Genomic DNA, 18,694 nt, shown 5'->3' with positions numbered 1-18,694 from the left:
TCACTCCTGCGCGGCGGCGCGCCGTTCAGTGCCCTCCCTGCCCGGCGCCACCGGCTTTGCGCGCGGCAGCACCAGCGTCAGCAGGCGCAACAGCTTGATCGCCTGCACCTCATGGGGATCCACGTCCTCGTCCGCAGCCGCGACGCGCTCCGACAGTTCCATCAAATGGGCCGACAGCGGCAGGTCCGAGACCGGACGCAACGTGTCGATCACCACATTGGCAAAGTCGGGCTCCTCGAGTCGTTCCGCCAGTTCGTCGAATATCGCAAACAGCCGGTCGTCACTCATGTGCGGCGCCAGTTCGCGATCCCTGATGAAGCGGATCACCTCGTCGCGCTCGACCGGCGAAACGCGCCGGTCTGCGACGGCGACGAGCGCGCCGGCAATGACCAACGCGACCGCGGCCTGCTCGTTCAGCCTCGACGGTTCGGTGATCTCGATCTCGGTCGGATTGGAATTGGCGGCGTCGGACATCGTAGCTCCCTTACGTTGCGAAATGACCGCGCGGAGCTGCGATGGGGACGATTGGTCGGAGGAAACAGAGAAGGCCCGACGATCGGCCGATCCATCGCATTCGCGCGGGACAGGTCATCCGACATCGCGAGGTTTTGCCGACGTGGTCGGCGTCCTCGCCAGAGGGGCCCGGATTCTTGTTCGCTTCAGACATAAAGATGGGTGGGCCGGAATCAAGGCGAACGGAGTGCGACCAGCCGCCGCATCGGGTTCCGATGTTGCTGAATCTGGTTAAGCAATAGTGCACGTCTCTCCGTGTCCCGGACGCGCTGCAACGCCCTTCGCGTTGCCGCGCAGAGCCGGGACCCAGAAGGCCACGCATTCCGCCGCAATATGGGCCCCGGCTCAGCAGCGTAGAAGAGGCGCTGCGTCCGGGGCACGAGAGCACCGTTTGGCGCGCAACTTAATCAACATCGTCATTGCGAGCGCAGCGAAGCAATCCAGACTGCCACTGCGGAAAGACCCTGGATTGCTTCGCTGCGCTCGCAATGACGGAGGGGGCCGACTTACCCCACCCGCTCGACAAGATGCGCGCGCGACGGTGCGGGATCGAACTTCTCGCCGAAATATTGCGTCTCGTGCGCCACCAGTCCTTCGCGGAATTCCATGATGCTGACGACATAGGACGGCACGCCATCATAGGTCAGCACGAACTCGCTCACCCAGAGATCGCCACCGCCGACGATGCGGCGGACCGTGAAGCGCTTCTTGTTGGGTTGCACGAACCGGCTTTCCTGAATCGTCCTGCGGCCGCGGATGCGCTCGCCGGATTGCGGATAGTCGAGCACGGCGTCCTCGCGGTAGATGTCATGCTCGGCCTCGAAATCATTCGCGTCCGACGCATCCCAATGGCGCTGAAGGGCCGCCAGTATTGCCTGATCATCCATCGCGATCTCCCGTCTTGCGGTGTCTGCTGCCCAGATCGGGGCGCAGACAGCCGGCGGCAAGACCGGCTAGCAACGTCTAACAACGACTAACGGGCCAAAAATCCGACATGGATGCAGATTGGCATTGCAGCGACCTGGAATCCGCCAGAGCCGCGCCCTCACGCCGGGGAACCCCATGGCCCGTTTGCTCTCCCTCAATGTCGGCCTGCCGCGCGACATCGCGTGGCAAGGCAGGACCGTGCATACCGGAATCTGGAAGGCACCCGTCAGTGGTCCGCGCAGGGTGCGCCGGCTCAACATCGACGGTGATGGCCAGGGCGATACCGCCGGTCATGGCGGCGAGCAGCGCGCCGTCTACGTCTACCAGCAGGACTCCTATCAATACTGGCAGGAGCACCTCGGTCGAGCGAACCTCGTCCACGGTCAATTCGGCGAGAATTTTACCGTCGAGGGCCTCGCCGACAGGGACGTCTGCATCGGAGACCGTTACAAAATCGGCTCTGCCCTGTTCGAGGTGACGCAGCCGCGCGTCACCTGCTACCGGCTCGGCATTCGCATGGAGGAGCCGGACATGGCCGCGCTGCTCGTCAGGCACGGCCGGCCCGGCTTCTATTTTCGGGTGATCGAGGAAGGCGACGTCGAGGCCGGCGACGAGATCGTCCGGGTCGCCGACGGCCCCGAACGCATGAGCGTGTCCGAGATCAATGCGCTGCTCTATCTGCCCCCTCACCCGCGCGACCGTCTGGAGCGCGCGCTGAAAATTCCCGCGCTGAGCGGCGGCTGGCGTCATTCCTTCGAGGCGCTGCTCGCGCAGCAGCGCAAGGACACAGCGGCGGGAAACGCCGGGCTCGGCCCGGCATCAAGCCCGCCTCCGGCCTGGCGCGGCTTCCGGCCGTTTCGCGTGGCGCGCAAGATCGCCGAAAGCGGCAACGTGACGTCGCTGATCCTCGAACCCACGGACGGACATCCCGTCGCCGCCGCCCTGCCCGGGCAGTTCGTCATCGTGCGGCTCGGCACCTCCGCTGCGGCGGCGATGACGCGCAGCTATTCGCTGTCGAGCGGCTCCGATGCCGCGTCCTGGCGCATCAGCATCAAGCGCGAAGACCACGGCGCGGCAAGCCAATATATCGCTGACGAGGTCAAGATTGGCGACGCCGTGCAGATCGGCGCGCCGCGTGGAAGTTTCACGCTGCGGCAAGATGCGCGGCCCGTCGTCTTGCTGAGTGCCGGCATCGGCGTGACGCCGGTGCTTGCGATGCTGCACGCGCTCGCCGCGGAAGCATCGACGCGAGAGGTCTGGTGGCTGCACGGCGCCCGCAACGGTCGCGAACATGCGTTCGCCGCCGAGGTGCGCGGGCTGTTGGCTGGGCTTGCTCACCATCACAGCCATGTCTGCTACAGCGCGCCCGATCCGGGCGATCGTCTCAATGTGGATTTCGACGCGACCGGACATCTGGACCTCCGGGTGCTTCAAACCCTCGGCGTCCCATCAGATGGCGATTTCTATCTGTGCGGGCCGGCACCGTTCATGACCGATCTCTCGCGCGGGCTTGCCGCATTCGGTGTCGCACCGGATCGCGTTCACACCGAGATGTTCGGCGCCGGACCATCCCTGACACCCGGCATAGCGGCCTCCCCGCAGAAGCGGGCGCACGTGCCGGCCGGCGCAACCGGCCCGGGCCCGATGGTCTCGTTCGCCCGCAGCGGCCTCAATGTCTGCTGGGGACCATCATATGCCAGCCTGCTCGAACTGGCCGAAGCCTGCGACGTTCCCGTGCGCTGGTCGTGCCGCACCGGGGTCTGCCACAACTGCGAGAGCGGGCTCGTGGCCGGATCTGTCAGCTACGCGCCGGACCCACTCGACGCGCCGGCGGACGGCAATGTGCTGATCTGCTGTTCACGGCCCCAGGGCGATGTCGTGATCGATCTGTGAGTGTCGGCACCCACGCCCGACATGCGAGAAGATATGGGAGAGTTCAATGCGACCTGACATGATGCCGGGAGTAACCTTCCCCGATTACGAGCTCAGCGACCACACCGGCAAGCACCGAAAGCTCTCCGAGCTCCAGGGTGGCGATCCCATGGTGCTCGTTCTCGGCCGCGGCGGCTTCTGCCCGAAGGATCGTCGCCAGGCCGAAGGCCTGCTGCAACTCCATCGCGAGATGGAGGTCGGCTATTGCCGGCTGGTCACGATCACCACCGACAACATCACCCAGACCAACGAATATCGCAGCGGCGTCGGCGCGCACTGGCCTTTCCTGTCGGATTCGCGGCGGATCGTTCAGAAGGATCTCGACATCGCCGAATACACCGATCCCGTCCACAATCCGATGATCCCGCATGTCATCGTGCTGGAGCCCGGCCTGCGCGTTCACAAGATCTATAACGGCTACTGGTTCTTCGGACGCCCGACCATCGAAGAGCTGCGCCAGGATCTCCGGGCCGTCAGCATGAGTTGCCGTCCGGACTGGGACATCACCGCGCCCGGGCTGAAGGCGCTCTGGGATCAGGGCCACAAGGAGCATTTTTATCCCTACGGCAAGGCTTACGTCGAAACTCTCGGCGAACGGGATTAGAACCACATTCCGGCATCGTCCGTTCGGACGAATGCCGACCCAGGAATGTGGATGATCCAGATGAAGACGATTCCCGGCGATCGCGCCGGCCGCATGGGCGCGCGCCAGATCTACGAGGCCCTGAGGGATCAGATTCTGGCGCGGGTCTACGGCATCGACGGCCCGCTGCCGTCGTCGCGGGCGCTTGCCGGGGAGATGGGCGTGGCGCGCTCGACCGTGACCGTCGCCTATGAACAGCTCGCCGCCGAAGGTTTCATCGAGACACGCCATGGCGCGCGGCCGCGCGTCGCCCGCGCTGTCGTCGAGCGCGGACACGCGCGCGCCGCATCGCGGCCCTCGGCGCGCAAGCCGCGCCTGTCGGCCTTCGGCGAGCGGCTGCGGTCGGACCCGCCGCGCTGGACCGAGCCGCCGCGCGGGCTCATCGCCAACTTCCGCTATGGCGAGCTCTCGCCGTCGGATTTCCCGGTGCTGGCATGGAAGAAGGCCGTGACGGCTGCGATGGCCCGCAAGCCCGAGCGGCTGGCCTATGACGACCCCTGCGGCGCGCTGCGGCTGCGGACCGCGCTTCAGGGCTATCTGTGGCGATCGCGCAGCGTCCGCTGCGAGGTCGATCAGATCGTTGTCGTGAACGGCTCGCAGCAGGGCCTCGACATCTGCGCGCGCCTCCTGCTCGACGCCGGCGACCGCTTCGTGATGGAGGATCCCGGCTACAAGATGGCACGGCACACGCTCGCGGCGACGGGCGCCGAGACGGTGCCGATCCCCGTTGACGCGGATGGACTGGAGACAGCGCGGCTCGACGGCATCGCAGCCCGGCTCGCCTATGTGACGCCGTCGCATCAATATCCACTCGGCGGCGTCATGCCGATCGGACGCCGGCACCAATTGCTCGCCTGGGCACGCAAGCACGACGCCTACGTGATCGAGGACGATTACGACAGCGAGTATCGCTACGACACCAGACCGATCCCGCCGCTGCATGCGCTGGAGGGCAGCGACAACGTGATCTATCTCGGCACCGTCTCCAAGACGCTCTCCCCGACCCTGCGGATCGGCTACCTGGTCGTGCCCGCCGGGCTGCGGTCCCTGTTCGCCGCCGCCAAGCAGATCATGGACCGACACACGCCGCTGATCGAACAGCACGCACTCGCTTCAATGCTCGAAAGCGGCGCCTATGACAGCCACGTCAGGCGCGTGCGCCGGCGCAACGCCGAGCGTCAGCAGGCATTGATCGGTGCGTTGCGCCGCCGGTTCGGAGATCGTGTCCGGATCGAGGGCACGGCGGCGGGCCTGCACGTGGTGGCGTGGCTCGACGATCTGCCGCAGAAGCGCGAGGATGCATTGATCCGGGCGGCTCGCGCGAAAGGCGTCGGCATCTATCCCGTCTCCGCGTTGTTGGTCGGCCCAAGCCGGACGCCGAGCCGGACGCGGAGGACCGTCGGTCTCGTCATGGGCTATTCGGCGCTGGAGATCGCGCAGATCGAGATAGGCTGCAAGCTTCTCGCGCAGGCCGCCGCCGAACTGGACTGACGAAATCATGTAAAACTGGCCGTTTCATATAGGCCAGATTCCGGTTATCTCCGCATCAAGAACGGAGACACGCCATGTACATCCCGCCCGCCTTCAAGGACGACGACATCGAGAGCATCCGCGCGACCATCCGCGGTGCGCGGCTCGCCAGCCTGGTGACGGCCACCGCCGAAGGCCCTGTCGCAACGCCCCTGCCGCTCTTCCTCGACGAGAGCGAAGGTGAGCACGGCGTGTTGTACGGACATGTCGCGAAGGCCAACCCGCAATGGAAGCTGCCGCCGATCGGCGATGCGCTCGCCATCTTCAACGGCCCCGACGCCTATGTGACGCCGTCCTGGTACGCGACCAAGCAGGAGACCGGCAAGGTGGTGCCGACCTGGAATTACGTCGCCGTGCACGCCTACGGCCCGGTCGAATTCTTCCAGGAGCCGGAGCGCCTGCTCGACGCCGTGACGCGGCTGACCAAGAAGCACGAAGGCGCGCGCGCCAAGCCGTGGGCGGTCAGTGACGCGCCCGCTGACTTCATCGCCGCGCAGTTGCGCGGGATCGTCGGCGTGCGCATCCCCGTGGTGCGGTTCGAAGGTAAGCGCAAGATGAGCCAGAACCGGCCCGAGGCCGATCGGGTCGGCGTCGCGCAGGCTCTCGCCTCAATCGAGAACCACGGCGATCGCGAGGTCGCAGCGCTGATCCCGCTGCCAACCTGAGTCAGCCTGCGCAGGAATGCGCGACGACGCGCTCGCCCCTCACAACGGCTTCCGCCAGTTTGCGCCCGACGTCACCGAAATCCGACAGGGCAAGATAGCCTTGCGCGTAGGCTTCCTGCGTCAGGCGTTCGAAGCGCTTGTCGTCTCCGGTCGACCATTGCTTGGCGATGTAGTCTGCCCCGGCTTTCCCGAAAATCTTGGGGTAGTGTTCCATGTCGTTCTGACGACGATAATAGTAGTAGTCGATATGGGCGACGAATTGCTTCCGTCCCTCTCCCGCGCAACGCGATCCGTAAGGGCGCTCGAACGCCAGAGCGGTCTCGCGGCGCAAGCCTGCGCGACCGTCCACGAAGATCTCTTCGTTGGAGCCATAGCCCGGACCATCGACAGGTGCTGCTGGTTGCTGGGCTGTCTTCTGCGGAGCGAATGCCCAGGCGGCGACCTGCCAGATGACAAGCGCCCAGACGATGAACCAGGCGCGGCTCATTTGAAGCTCGCCGACGCCTGCTGCCGTGGCAGGCATACCGGAGACGGATCAAACAACATACCAGGCCCGGTGAACCAGAGAACGACGTCGCGGATATCCTCCGGGAAGTCTTCCTTGACGATGCCCTTTTGTTTGAACGCCTCGGCCAGCTGCGCCTTGACGCGAACGTCCAGCGGCGTGGAATACGCGGCGTTCGCCCGATCGCGCTTCTCTTCGCTGCAGAACATGCCCATTTTCGGATTTGGGCAGTCGTAGATCTTCACCCAGCCCCGCGCATAGGCCTCCGTAGCCGCCCTCAGGTTCGCCTTCATGGTGTCGTCGCACGGCGACATCGCGTAAGCGGTGCTTGCCTGCAATGCGTCCATCCGCAGCGCGTCTTGCTTCGGGTCCTTGTCGCTTTGCAGGGTGTGCTCCGCTTCCCAATCCTTCCGCTGCCTGGCCTTTGAATGCTCATCGCCGAACGAGGAACTGAGCGTGGGCCTCAATTCACCGACCAGCGAAACGTGCGACACCGGAAATCCGCGAATCGCCCAGGAGACGCCCACGAACGTGGAGACGAACGCCATGCAGGTGAAAAGAACAAATCGGCTCATGATGCGACTCAAAATTCGCGCGCAACCTAACCGTGTCGGCGTTAAGAGATGTATTAAGGCGCAGGTTCCCGCAATGCAGGGTAAATGAACGTCTAAAACACGCCTCGGAATGATCCGGACTTTGCAGAACACATCGCCGGGAACCCAACACAGCCGATCCTGTTGGTGAACCTTACGCCACATCCTGACAGGAAGGCCGCATGTGCCGCTGGATCGCATACCGGGGCGAGACAACTTCGTTCGAGCCCTACGTCACCGAGCCCGAGCATTCGCTGATCGCGCAGAGCATCCGCTCGCTACAATCCACCGCGGGCTCGAACGGCGACGGCTTTGGTCTCGGCTGGTATGGCGAGCATCCGGAACCCGGCGTTTTAGCTGATCGCTTCAGCGTCGCGCAGGGGCTTGCGGCAAGCGAGGACCCCGGTGATCGCGAGGCTGCGGCCCTGATTCCGCTTCCGATCTAGTCTCCGATCTCCTTGCGCCGGCGCTGGGCATACTCAGCGCCCCATCCGAGGCCAAGCGTCACGGAGATGAGCGAGCCAAGCAGCACGCCGAATTTCGCGGCGTCCAGCAGCTTGTCGTCGTTGAATGCCAGCATGGCGATGAAGATCGACATGGTGAAGCCGATGCCGGCCAGAAGCCCGATGAGGCAGATGCCGGCCCATGTCACGTCGGGTGCGAGCCGGCATCCAACCACGCGCACTGCAAGCCAGGTCGCACCGATCACCCCGATCGGCTTTCCCGCACAAAGGGCGAGCGCAATGCCGAGCGTCACGAACTGAGCGCCACCGGCGAGCTCCATGCTCGTGAAGCTCACTCCCGCGTTCGCCAGCGCGAAGATTGGCATGATCCCGTAGGCGACCCAGGGATGCAGCGCCGTCTCCACGCGGATGACCGGCGGCACGATCTCCGGGCTGGCCGATCGCACCGGCGTGATCAGGCCAAGCACGACGCCTGCGAGCGTCGGATGAACCCCGGCCATGAGAAAGCCCGCCCAGACAATGAACGCCGGTACGATATAGGCATATGCGGAGCCAAGCCCGAGCCGCTGAAGGCCCAGCGCCAAGAGAACGCCGAGCACCGCAACGGCAAAGCCATTGAGATCGAGCCCGCTGGTGTAGAATAGCGCGATGATCAGCACCGCGATGATGTCGTCGATGATCGCAAGCGCCAACAGAAAGACCCGGACGTTGCCGGGAATGGATTTTCCGAGCAGTGCCAGCACGCCGACGGCGAACGCGATGTCCGTTGCCGTTGGTATCGCCCAGCCATGCTCGCGCCCCGCAGCCGCGTTGAAGCTCAGATAGATCAGCGCGGGGACGGCGACACCGCCGAAAGCCGCCAGCACCGGCAGCATGCCCTGGTCGAACTTGCTGAGTGCGCCCTCATGGATCTCGCGGCGAATTTCCATGCCGACGACCAGGAAGAAGATCGTCATCAACGCATCGTTGATCCAGAAGTGCAGCGATCTGGTGAAGACGAACTCGCCAAGCCGAAGCCGTACCGGCAGGTCCCAGACGTCATGATACGTATGGGCAAAGGGCGAGTTGGCCCACAGCAATGCGGCAGCCGCGGCCGCGAGCAACACCACGCCGCTGACAGCCTCGACATGCAGGAAATGCTGGAGCGTCGTGAGTGCCCGTTCGACGAAAAACGGAGATTTCGACAGGTCCCTGCCGGGCAGCTGATCGTTCATGGGCGCACGCTTTCCGCGTGGCGGCCCGACCATCGCTTGACCTGTCGCTGCGCACATGCAGCGAGCACCCAAGGCTGTTCTACACAGCGACGGCCGTAAGGCAACCCCTGCTCAGTACAGGGCCTGCGCCTGGAACTCCGATGCGTTAAGGATCGTTGGTGACACTCAGGACATATCCCCGACAGGAACTCTCATGTGCCGCTGGATCGCATACCGGGGCGAGACAACTTCGTTCGAACCCTACGTCACCGAGCCCGAGCATTCGCTGATCGCGCAGAGCATCCGCTCGCTGCAATCCACCGCGGGCTCGAACGGCGACGGCTTTGGTCTCGGCTGGTATGGCGAGCATCCGGAACCCGGCCTTTACCGCGAGACCCGTCCGGCCTGGTCGGACGAGAACCTGCGCTACCTCTGCCGCCATCTGCGCTCGCATCTGTTCTTCGCCCATGTGCGCGCCGCCACCGGCACGGCGGTGACCCGGCAGAATTGTCATCCGTTCGCCTGCGGCCAGTGGATGTTCATGCACAACGGCTTCGTCGGCAGCTGGAATCGCCTGCGGCGCAAGGTCGAGGCGCTGATCCCCGATGCCTACTATCCGTCGCGGCTGGGCACGACCGATTCGGAAGCCGTGTTCCTCGCCATGATGGGCGCGGGTCTCGACAGCGATCCCCTTGGCGCAACGCAAGCCGTGCTGCAATCGCTCGTCGGCCTGGTCAACGACGGCGAGCTTCGTGAGCGCCTGCGCTTCACCAGCGCGATCGCCAACGGCCGGGATCTCTATGCGTTTCGCGTCGCGGTCAACGATGCCGCCAACACGCTCTATTATCGCGAGGCCGGCGGCGACCAGGTCGTCGTCGTGTCCGAGCCGTTCGACAAGGAAACGGACTGGACGGAAGTTCCCCCGAACCACGCGCTGGTCGCGCGCGCGTCCGAAACCGTGAAGATTGTTCCGTTCGACCTTGCAATTTCCGGTGAGGCCGACGCGGAACCGGCCGGCGTCAGGCGGATTATTGCCCGCAGGTAATACCACTGCCGGGTGGCCCTATGACATTTGCATCAGACGTTTTGAAACTGCTGCGCCTCGATTCATCCGATGACAGGCAGCACCTCGTCATCCGTTCTGCCGGCGGCCGCGGCAAGGCGGCCGAATACTCCTTCGGCATCGAGGAGGAATACTTCCTCGCCGATCGCCGCAGCTTCGAGGTCGCGATCGAAACGCCCAACGCCCTGTTCGAGTCGGTGAACTGGTCCACCGGCGGCCAGGCGATGCGGGAGATGCTGCAATCCCAGCTCGAGGTCGCCACCAACGTTCACGTCGATGTCAATGACGCCCGGGAAGAGCTTCGGTTCCTCCGCCGCGAGGTCGCCAACGTCGCCGCGCAATACGGCTTCGTCATCATGGCCTGCGGCACGCATCCGACCGCGGTCTGGCGCATGTCGCAGCCGAGTCCGAAGCCGCGCTACGAGGAGATGATCGAGGATCTGCGCAGCATCGGCCACCGCAACATGATGTGCGGCATGCATGTGCACGTCCAGCTGCCCGATCCCGAGAAGCGGATGGCGGTGATGCGGGCGATGCTGCCGCATCTGCCGCTGTTCATCGCGCTGTCGGCCTCCTCCCCGTTCTGGAATTCTCACAAGACCGGGCTGAAGGGCTACCGGCTTGCCGCCTATTCCGAGCTGCCGCGCACCGGCTTGCCGGAACTGTTCGAAACCAGGCACGACTACGACGAATATGTCGGCGCGCTGCAACGCTCCGGCGTGATTCCCGACGAGAGCCATATCTGGTGGGCGATGCGGCCGTCCATGAGGCACCCGACCCTCGAGCTTCGCGCGCCCGACACCTGCACCTTCATCGACGACGCCGTTGCCATCGCCTCGCTCTATCGCTGCCTGACGCGCCATCTTTATCTGCGACCGCATCGGTCGAAGGAGGTCACGGTGGTCGAGCGCGCGATTGCGGTCGAGAACAAATGGCGAGCCCAGCGCTATGGCACCGATTGCATCTTTGCCTCGAAGGACGGGCCGGTGACCATCTCGGAGCTGCTCGCCCGGATCATCGACGACATCGCCGAGGACGCAGCCGCGCTGAACTGCGTCGCCGAGGTCGAGCACTGCCGGACCATCGTGGAGCGTGGCAGCTCGGCGGAATTCCAGCTTCGCGCCTATCGCGAGAATGCGGAGGACATCGGGGCGGTCTCGCGCTGGATCGCAGCCTCGACGATCTCGGGCGCGAGCGCTCCGATCGGAAGCGTTCGTGCGCCGTCATAGCGCCCGCGCAAGCTTGGCCAACGACAATGTCGCTCCTGAATTCGGTGATCGTGGAGGAACGCGTGAATCGCGTCACGTCTTGCGCTGGCTGCGGCCACGGACTTGTACCGCTGCTTTCGGCCAAGGGCCGTGCGGAGCTCAGCTGCCTCTGGTGCGAAGGCATCGACGCGCGAACGGTGGACATGGCGAAGTGGGCGGACAGCCCGATCGGCAAGCCCGAGCGGATCACCCGTCAGCCGTTCGAATGAGCGGTTTCACATGCCCGGCCGCAGGCCTTTGCTGATCGGCGCGACCTGCGCGGCTGCACGCCCGCGCCGGGGCTTGCCGACAAATTAGACAAACCGCGCCCCGTAGTCGGGGTTCGGGCTCGGCGATGAGGCCCAGGCAAGCCAGCCCAACGCGCCGTCTAACCTCAGGTGCAATCTCGATTTTTCATCGCGCCGTGCGGAGTCGCCGGGCCCGCGCATCGCGCTGCATCTCGACTGGCCCAGAATTCGCAAGGCAGCGTCAGGCCTGATTCCCTGCTCCCACGAATTGGCGCAGCAAGATGCGTGCGCCCGGAGACCGGATGAGCGGCAAAGATCGGAGAGTGCCATGAACGTGCATGCCGCCGGCGATCTCAAATTTACCGGCCTCACCCATCCAAACGGCGCACCGCTACGCCTCAACGCTCAGGATTTCGTGGCGATCGATCGCGACAGGAATGCCAAGTTCGAACCGACGTACCGGCCGCAGGCCCTCTACAACCGCGCGAACGAGGGCTTCCACGCCAACAACGAAACCTTCCTCCTGCACGAAGTCGCGACGAACCTCCCGATCTACCGCCCGGACACCGGCCCCACCGATTTCCATCTTCATCTTCCGCCGGGCGGCTTTCAGCTCGTGCTGGTCACCTCGGGCGCCTTCACCTTCGACTACGACGGGCGCTTCTACAATGTCGGCCCCGGCGCGGTGATGTTGCAAAGCGCGATAGTCCACCGCCAGCTGTTCTACACCTGGTCGGGACTGTCGACCGAAGAAAACCTGAAGACGCCGCAGACCGTGGTGCCCGACCCGATCTCGATGGGCTACTCCGGCAAATTCCTCGAAGCCTTCGTGACCGATCCGACGACCTTTCCGAACCCGACCATCGTCGGTCCGGACCAGATCAACGAGGCCGAGACACCGCGCGTGGCCTGGAGCCACCCTCTGCACAACCGGCCGGCCGACGCGGGCTTCTGGCTTCAGGATCCACTCGCGCTGGACGCGCTGTTCAAGCCGCTCGTCGACAGTCCGATCAAATCTGCCATGCCGGTGTACGTGCGCGACATCGGCATCGAAGTGCCGAGCGGGCATCTCGTCACCGGCCACATCATCGCGACCGACCCACCCGGCCAGGCGCTGCTGCCCAAGAGCACGTCGATCGCCGCGGACCCGACCTGTTTCGCCAAGGGCGAGGTCGTGATCTATCGCGTCATCCGCGGCACAGCCGAGTTCAAGAAAAAGTCCGGCGAGAGCTTTGAACTTTCCGCCGGCGATGTGGTGACGGCAGGCAAGAACTCGATCAGCCTCGTCGGCCTCGGCGAAAACACCCAGGTCCTGAGGCTCGGCCTGCTCAAGGGCATGAACGACCTTCGCGGCTGGACGCCGACCCAGCGCGACGAGATCGATGGCCTCGCCGGTCAGATCATCACGCAAAAGGACGTCCGTCCCCTGCGCACTGAGGGCAAGCCGGTCGGGTATCTGTACGGGTAGCGCGGCTCCTACTCCGCCGCCTGACGCACATGGCGCGCCGTCGGCGTGCGCATGGTGACGAGCTCTTCGGCCGCGGTCGGATGCAGCGCGATCGTCGCGTCGAAATCGGCCTTGGTCGCCTTCATCTTCACCGCGATCGCGACCACCTGGGTGACCTCGGCGGCGCAATCACCGACGATGTGGCAGCCGAGCACGCGGTCGGTCGAGCCATCGACGACGAGCTTCATCAGCACGCGGGTGTCGCGGCCGGACATGGTCGCCTTGATCGGGCGGAACGTCGTCTTGTAGATGTCGACGTGGCTGAATTGCGCGCGCGCCTCGGTCTCCGTCAGACCGACCGTGCCGACCTCCGGCTGCGAGAACACCGCGGTCGGAATGTAGGAATGATCGACCTGCACCTCGCGCTTGCCGAACACGGTGTCGGCAAACGCATGCCCCTCGCGGATCGCAACCGGCGTCAGATTGTGCCGGTGGGTGACGTCGCCGATCGCATAGATGCTGTCGACCGAGCTCTTCGAGAAATGGTCCACCGCGATGCCGCCATTGTCAGGGTTGATCGCGACGCCGGCCTTCTCCAGGCCGAGATTGGCGACCGACGGATGGCGGCCGATCGCGAACATCACCTGGTCGGAGGCAAGGCTCGAGCCGTTCGACAGATGCGTGGTGAATTCCTCGCCGTGCCGATCGACCTTCGCCACCGTGCAGCCGGTGAGAATGGTGATGCCCTGCTTCTCCATCTCGCTGCGGACGTGAGCGCGAACGTCCTCGTCGAAACCGCGCAGGATGTTGTCGCCGCGGTAAACCACGGTGACGTCGGAGCCGTAGCCGGCGAAGATGCCGGCGAATTCCAGCGCGATATAGCCGCCGCCCTGGATCACGATCCGCTTCGGCAGCTTCTTGAGGTGAAACGCCTCGTTGGATGAGATCACGTGCTCGATGCCGGGAATCGCAGCGCCGTGGTTGGGCGCGCCGCCGGTGGCGATCAGGATGTATTTTGCGGTGATCTTCCGGTCGTTCTCGAGCAGGCGGACGGTGTGCTTGTCCTCGATCACCGCGCGGCTCTTGACGACCTGCGCGCCCGACTTCTCGACATTCGTCGTGTAGGCCGCCTCCAGCCGCGCGATCTCCTTGTCCTTGTTGGCGATCAGCGTCGGCCAGTCGAAGGTCGCGGGCGGAACAGTCCAGCCGAAACCGGCGGCATCTTCCAGCTCGTGGCGGACATGCGAGCCGATCACGAACAGCTTCTTCGGCACGCAGCCGCGGATCACGCAGGTCCCGCCCATGCGGTACTCTTCCGCGATCATCACGCGCGCACCGTGGCCGGCCGCGATGCGGGCGGCACGCACGCCGCCCGAGCCGCCACCGATGACAAAGAGGTCGACGTCGAATTCAGCCATTGTCCACTCCGACCTCTGGAGCATGATCCGGGCGTTTTTCCTCGCGACAAACGCGAAACGCGTTTGCGCGGAGGTCATGCTCAAACAACAACCTAAAGCGCGATGACGCGCTTTAGGGATTTCTGATCAGATAGGTACTGTCAGATTTCCTTGCCACGCTTGCGCATCTCGGCGCGGAAGGCACCCATCACGGTCTCGGAGAAGTTCTGGGCCCAGGCGTTCATGAAGGCCATGCTCAGGCCGATGGCACGCGGCTCCGCATCGATCAGCTTCTGGCCCAGCGGCGACTTGTAGAAGGTGACGAGATCCTTCAACTCCTGCTCGGTGAACTCGCTGGCATAGACCTGCGCCATGCCTTCGCCGATCTCGTTCTGGCGCCCGTTGAGCTGTTGGACGACGACCTGGGCAACCTCGTTGAGGTCCTTCTGGTAGTTCAGGTTCTGCTGGATCAGCGTGATCTTGGTCTTTTCGACCATGCCCGGCACCGCGCCAGCGTACATCGCATTGGCGTTCTTCATCTGCAAAATTTCCTTGGCCGCCGCAATCGCCGCAGGCGAGGCCTTCGGCGGGGCCGGCGCGGGAGCAGCCTTCTGGGCCGGCGCGGCCTGCTGCGCGATCGCCGGGACCGCCGAGACGGCCAGTCCAGCAGCAAGCGTCGCGGCGGGCAAGAATCTCAATACGCTCTTCATTCCTAGTCTCCTTTCGGCTTACGCCGTTCAATCACGCGAATTCCCTCGCCGCCCGCCAAAACGGCCGAGCTGGCCAAGCCGATGAACAACCCATGCTCGACCACGCCGGGGATCGCGCTCAACGCCCTGGCGAGGCCAGGCGGGTCCACGATACGTCCGAGCTGGGCATCGACGATCCAGTGGCCGCCATCGGTGACGAAAACGTGGCCATCCTTGTCGCCGCCTTTGGCCTTGCGGACCGCCATTTGCCCGGAAACGCCGCATTCGGCAAATGCCTTCTCGATCGCGCGGCGCGTTGCGCCAAGCCCGAACGGGATGACCTCCACCGGCAGCGGAAAGCGGCCGAGCGTCGGCACCCATTTGCTGTCGTCGGCAATCACGATCATGCGATCCGAGGCGGCCGCCACGATCTTCTCGCGCAGCAGCGCGCCGCCACCGCCCTTGATCAGGTTGAAGTCGGGATCGATTTCGTCGGCGCCGTCGACGGTGAGGTCGAGATGGTCGATCTCATCGAGCGTGGTCAGCGGCACACCGCAGCGCTCCGCATCGAGGCGCGTCGCCTCCGAGGTCGGTACGCCGATCATTTTCAGCCCGGCCTGCACGCGCTCGCCGAGCAGCTCGACGAAATGCTTGGCGGTCGAGCCGGTGCCGAGCCCGAGCTGCATGCCGTCACGCACCTCCTCGAGGGCGCGCGCCGCAGCCTGCCGCTTCAACTGGTCCATGTTCACGATGCGCCCGCCCCTGAATTGAGAGTGTGCCGCCGATAGGTTGCTTGCGGCGGCCTATGTAGCCTCGTTTTTCCCGCCGGAACAGGCCTCCGGGCCGATCTTATAAGGTGAACTTATGGCTACGGCCCTTGCGCGGGCGGGGCCGGCCCGATAGCGCTTGAACCATGACCTCCCCCTACACCCTCGTCTTCGATCTCGACGGCACGCTTGTGGATACGGCGCCCGACCTGATCACCGCGCTGAATTTCGTGCTCGACCGCGAAGGGCTGCCGCCCGTGCCGATGGCCTCGGCCCGCAACATGATCGGCGCCGGCGCCCGCAAGCTGATCGAACGGGGGCTGGAGGCCGAGGGCCGCACCGTCACCCCTGCGGACATGGACCGGATGACGGCGGATTTCATCGCCTATTACGCCGACCACATCGCGGTCGAATCCCGTCCGTTCGAGGGGCTCGAGGCTGCACTCGACCAGTTTGCGGCCCAGGGCCACCGGCTGGCGGTCTGCACCAACAAGCTGGAATGGCTGTCCAAGCGCCTGCTGGACCAGCTTGATCTGACCCGCCGCTTTGCCGCGATCTGCGGCGCGGACACCTTTGGCGTCCAGAAGCCCGATCCGACCATTTTCCGCGAGACCGTGGCGCGCGCCGGCGGAGCGGTCAAAGCCAGTATCATGGTCGGCGATGCCGGAACCGACGTCGGCGTCGCCCGGCGCGCCGGGGTGCCCGTGATCGGGGTCAGCTTCGGCTATACGGACGTGCCGATCGCCGAGCTGAAGCCGGACCGGCTGATCCATCACATGCGCGACCTGCCGGCCGCGGCCCACAGCCTGATGACTGCCTAGGAACCACAAGCCTCTGAGATGACTGCCATATTCTACGGAACCCTGCGTTAACCATCTATTAACTATGCGCACCGCGCCGGTTGCTTGCTTGGAACGACGCTCGTAGGTTCGCCCGGGGATGTGGCGGTTCGTCGCAGTTAGAAGTGGGTGGTCATGCGTCGTGTCATCGCGATTGCGCTAGCGGGAGCGAGCCTTGGCGGCTGCTCCTCGATGTCTTGGGACATGTTCAAATCGGCGCCGCCGACCGTCCAGGTCCGGCTCGAATCCAATCCTCCGGGGGCTGACGCCACGACCTCACTCGGTGCGGGTTGCAAGACCCCCTGCTCCGTCTCGGTTCCCGCCCCCGACGCCCCGTTCACGGTCGCTTTCGCGCTGCCAAAATACCAGCCGGCGAGCGTGCCGGTGAACGTGATCAAGAATCCCGGGGATTTCACCACGCCCGCCTCGGTCACCACCGACCCGAATCCGGTGTTCGCGGAGCTTCAGCCGGCCGCCCCGCCAAAGCCGGTCCGCAAGCCGCACCGGCCCAAGAAGCCGAAACCGGCTGCGACCGCCGCTGCCCCGGCTGAGGCCGCTCCTGCCGCGGCTGCGGCCGCGCCTGCCGCGGGCTCGCCGTTCCCCGATCCGAACGCAGGCACGCGCTGATCCAGGCGCAAATCTACGTATACCACCCGATTGTCCTAGCCGCGTCCGATGCTTAGATTGCCTCCAAGGCACCGGTGACGCAAAGGTGCGCCCGTCGCCGTAAGTGACAAGGCATTTGGTATGAACGGACTTTCCGCGAGCCCTCTCGCAGCAGCGAGCCCCCGCGACGCGCTGTCGAGCGCGATGACCGATCCGTTCGGGCGGACCATCTCGTATTTGCGCGTATCCGTCACCGACCGCTGCGATCTGCGCTGCTTCTATTGCATGTCGGAAGACATGACATTCCTGCCCAAGGCGGACCTGCTGACGCTGGAGGAGCTCGACCGGCTCTGCACGGCCTTCATCGCCAAGGGCGTGAAGAAGCTCCGGCTCACCGGCGGCGAGCCGCTGGTCCGCCGCAACGTGATGACGCTGGTGCGCTCGCTGTCCCGCCATCTTTCGAGCGGTGCCCTGAACGAACTGACCCTGACCACCAACGGCACCCAGCTTGCGAAACACGCCCGGGAGCTCGCCGATTGCGGCGTCCGCCGCATCAACGTCTCGCTCGACACGCTCGATCCCAAGAAATTTCGCGAGATCACCCGCTGGGGCGAGATCGACAAGGTGCTGGAGGGCATCGAAGCCGCACGCGCCGCGGGGCTTGGCGTGAAGATCAACGCGGTGGCGCTGAAGAACCTCAACGAGGACGAGCTTCCCGACCTGATGCGCTGGGCGCACGGCAAGGGCATGGGGCTGACGCTGATCGAGGTCATGCCGATGGGCGAAATCGGCTCGGGCCGTATCGACCAGTACCTGCCGCTGTCGCTGGTGCGCGCGCGGCTCGCTCAGCAATTCACCTTGACCGATCTGGCCGAGAGCACCGGCGGGCCGGCGCGCTATGTCAGCGTTGCCGAGACCGGCGGCAAGCTGGGCTTCATCACGCCGATGACCCATAATTTCTGCGAATCCTGCAACCGGGTGCGCATCACCTGCACGGGCACGCTGCACACCTGCCTCGGCCACGAGGATGCTTCAGATTTGCGCAAACCTCTGCGTGCATCTGACGACGACATGCTGCTTGCGGATGCGATCGACCGCGCCATCGGGCTCAAGCCCAAGGGCCACGATTTCATCATCGACCGCCGCCACGACCGCCCCAGCGTCTCCAGGCACATGAGCGTCACGGGTGGCTGAGGGATTCGCGCCCTCCCCGCCATAAGCTTTTGACTCGGCGTCAATTTGCCCATTTTCCGATTGACGGCGCACAAGCCCGCTGGTTTGGTGCAGCCGCCTTTGCTTGCCCGGCAGCAATAAGCCGGCCGCGCCTCTTTGGCGGTCGCGGTCAAGACGGCAAGGCACGAGGGGAGGACTGACGCCGCAATCGCTCGGAATTTCATCCGTACGGTCGCGTGCTTTTCGCACGCCG

General features: G+C 64.9%; 19 protein-coding genes and 1 pseudogene. 12 read left to right on the top strand and 8 right to left on the bottom strand.

Annotation, left to right across the window (positions count from 1 at the left end):
* Together AB7008_RS21660 and AB7008_RS21655 are read right to left on the bottom strand one after the other, a co-directional pair.
* Positions 1-474: a tellurite resistance TerB family protein gene (locus AB7008_RS21660; protein WP_441259506.1), complete on the bottom strand. Its 474-nt coding sequence runs from the start codon at positions 472-474 to the stop codon at positions 1-3.
* A gap of 545 nt (positions 475-1,019) precedes the next feature.
* On the bottom strand, positions 1,020-1,400 hold the full coding sequence (locus AB7008_RS21655; protein ID WP_014496176.1) for a nuclear transport factor 2 family protein: 381 nt from the start codon (positions 1,398-1,400) through the stop codon (positions 1,020-1,022).
* 175 nt (positions 1,401-1,575) lie between these two features.
* Between AB7008_RS21655 and AB7008_RS21650 the strand changes: the two genes are divergently transcribed.
* The 4 genes from AB7008_RS21650 (at position 1,576) to AB7008_RS21635 (ending at position 6,210) form a co-directional block, all read left to right on the top strand.
* A complete protein-coding gene (locus AB7008_RS21650) occupies positions 1,576-3,333 on the top strand; it encodes an MOSC domain-containing protein (protein WP_441259505.1) in 1,758 nt (585 codons plus the stop codon).
* 46 nt (positions 3,334-3,379) lie between these two features.
* The gene (locus AB7008_RS21645; RefSeq protein ID WP_028159390.1) at positions 3,380-3,976 is read left to right on the top strand and encodes a redoxin domain-containing protein; all 597 of its coding nucleotides are present in this window, start codon (positions 3,380-3,382) and stop codon (positions 3,974-3,976) included.
* Positions 3,977-4,027: 51 nt separating this feature from the next.
* Positions 4,028-5,506, top strand: a complete 1,479-nt coding sequence (gene pdxR, locus AB7008_RS21640) for a MocR-like pyridoxine biosynthesis transcription factor PdxR (RefSeq protein ID WP_441259504.1) — start codon at positions 4,028-4,030, stop codon at positions 5,504-5,506.
* A gap of 74 nt (positions 5,507-5,580) precedes the next feature.
* Complete coding sequence (locus tag AB7008_RS21635) at positions 5,581-6,210, top strand: FMN-binding negative transcriptional regulator (RefSeq protein WP_441259503.1); 630 nt, start codon at positions 5,581-5,583, stop codon at positions 6,208-6,210.
* A gap of 1 nt (position 6,211) precedes the next feature.
* On the opposite strand, the gene AB7008_RS21630 is transcribed toward AB7008_RS21635, so the two are convergent.
* Positions 6,212-6,697, bottom strand: coding sequence for a hypothetical protein (locus AB7008_RS21630; RefSeq protein WP_028159393.1), 486 nt, complete (start codon positions 6,695-6,697; stop codon positions 6,212-6,214).
* Positions 6,694-7,290 (bottom strand): hypothetical protein, encoded by a 597-nt coding sequence (locus tag AB7008_RS21625; RefSeq protein WP_304493796.1) that lies wholly within the window; start codon positions 7,288-7,290, stop codon positions 6,694-6,696. Before AB7008_RS21625 ends, AB7008_RS21630 begins: the two co-directional genes overlap by 4 nt.
* Positions 7,291-7,490: 200 nt before the next feature.
* On the opposite strand from AB7008_RS21625, the pseudogene AB7008_RS21620 reads away from it, so the two are divergent.
* Positions 7,491-7,661: pseudogene (locus AB7008_RS21620) on the top strand (class II glutamine amidotransferase); the annotation flags it as partial.
* An 89-nt stretch (positions 7,662-7,750) separates the two neighbouring features.
* On the opposite strand, the gene nhaA reads toward AB7008_RS21620, so the two are convergent.
* The gene (nhaA, locus tag AB7008_RS21615; RefSeq protein ID WP_441259502.1) at positions 7,751-8,986 is read right to left on the bottom strand and encodes a Na+/H+ antiporter NhaA; all 1,236 of its coding nucleotides are present in this window, start codon (positions 8,984-8,986) and stop codon (positions 7,751-7,753) included.
* Between the two features lie 193 nt (positions 8,987-9,179).
* Here nhaA and AB7008_RS21610 point away from each other — a divergent pair, with 193 nt between their 5' ends.
* From AB7008_RS21610 to AB7008_RS21595, 4 genes are all read left to right on the top strand, one after another.
* Positions 9,180-10,010, top strand: a complete 831-nt coding sequence (locus AB7008_RS21610) for a class II glutamine amidotransferase (protein WP_441259501.1) — start codon at positions 9,180-9,182, stop codon at positions 10,008-10,010.
* Positions 10,011-10,030: 20 nt separating this feature from the next.
* A complete protein-coding gene (locus AB7008_RS21605; protein WP_441259500.1) occupies positions 10,031-11,257 on the top strand; it encodes a carboxylate-amine ligase in 1,227 nt (408 codons plus the stop codon).
* Positions 11,258-11,283: 26 nt separating this feature from the next.
* A complete protein-coding gene (locus tag AB7008_RS21600; protein WP_175618061.1) occupies positions 11,284-11,505 on the top strand; it encodes a hypothetical protein in 222 nt (73 codons plus the stop codon).
* A gap of 346 nt (positions 11,506-11,851) precedes the next feature.
* A complete protein-coding gene (locus tag AB7008_RS21595; RefSeq protein ID WP_441259499.1) occupies positions 11,852-12,991 on the top strand; it encodes a hypothetical protein in 1,140 nt (379 codons plus the stop codon).
* An 8-nt stretch (positions 12,992-12,999) separates the two neighbouring features.
* On the opposite strand, the gene gor is transcribed toward AB7008_RS21595, so the two are convergent.
* The 3 genes from gor to rpiA all read right to left on the bottom strand — a co-directional run bounded on the left by gor (position 13,000) and on the right by rpiA (position 15,805).
* Positions 13,000-14,388 (bottom strand): glutathione-disulfide reductase, encoded by a 1,389-nt coding sequence (gene gor, locus AB7008_RS21590; RefSeq protein WP_028159400.1) that lies wholly within the window; start codon positions 14,386-14,388, stop codon positions 13,000-13,002.
* A 140-nt stretch (positions 14,389-14,528) separates the two neighbouring features.
* A complete protein-coding gene (locus AB7008_RS21585; protein WP_028159401.1) occupies positions 14,529-15,077 on the bottom strand; it encodes a DUF2059 domain-containing protein in 549 nt (182 codons plus the stop codon).
* 2 nt (positions 15,078-15,079) lie between these two features.
* A complete protein-coding gene (gene rpiA / locus AB7008_RS21580) occupies positions 15,080-15,805 on the bottom strand; it encodes a ribose-5-phosphate isomerase RpiA (RefSeq protein WP_441259498.1) in 726 nt (241 codons plus the stop codon).
* Positions 15,806-15,969: 164 nt separating this feature from the next.
* On the opposite strand from rpiA, the gene AB7008_RS21575 reads away from it, so the two are divergent.
* The 3 genes from AB7008_RS21575 (at position 15,970) to moaA (ending at position 18,462) form a co-directional block, all read left to right on the top strand.
* A complete protein-coding gene (locus AB7008_RS21575; RefSeq protein ID WP_014496192.1) occupies positions 15,970-16,644 on the top strand; it encodes an HAD family hydrolase in 675 nt (224 codons plus the stop codon).
* A gap of 153 nt (positions 16,645-16,797) precedes the next feature.
* Positions 16,798-17,289 carry a hypothetical protein gene (locus AB7008_RS21570; protein WP_248882637.1) on the top strand — a complete coding sequence of 164 codons (492 nt, stop codon included), beginning with the start codon at positions 16,798-16,800 and terminating at the stop codon, positions 17,287-17,289.
* A 120-nt stretch (positions 17,290-17,409) separates the two neighbouring features.
* The gene (gene moaA / locus AB7008_RS21565; protein WP_039150122.1) at positions 17,410-18,462 is read left to right on the top strand and encodes a GTP 3',8-cyclase MoaA; all 1,053 of its coding nucleotides are present in this window, start codon (positions 17,410-17,412) and stop codon (positions 18,460-18,462) included.
* Positions 18,463-18,694 lie beyond the last annotated feature (232 nt).

The organism is Bradyrhizobium sp. 521_C7_N1_3 (assembly GCF_052075975.1).
GTDB lineage: Bacteria > Pseudomonadota > Alphaproteobacteria > Rhizobiales > Xanthobacteraceae > Bradyrhizobium > Bradyrhizobium japonicum.
The sequence above is the reverse complement of the archived record's forward strand: the minus strand, read 5'-3'. Positions and strand labels throughout refer to the sequence as shown.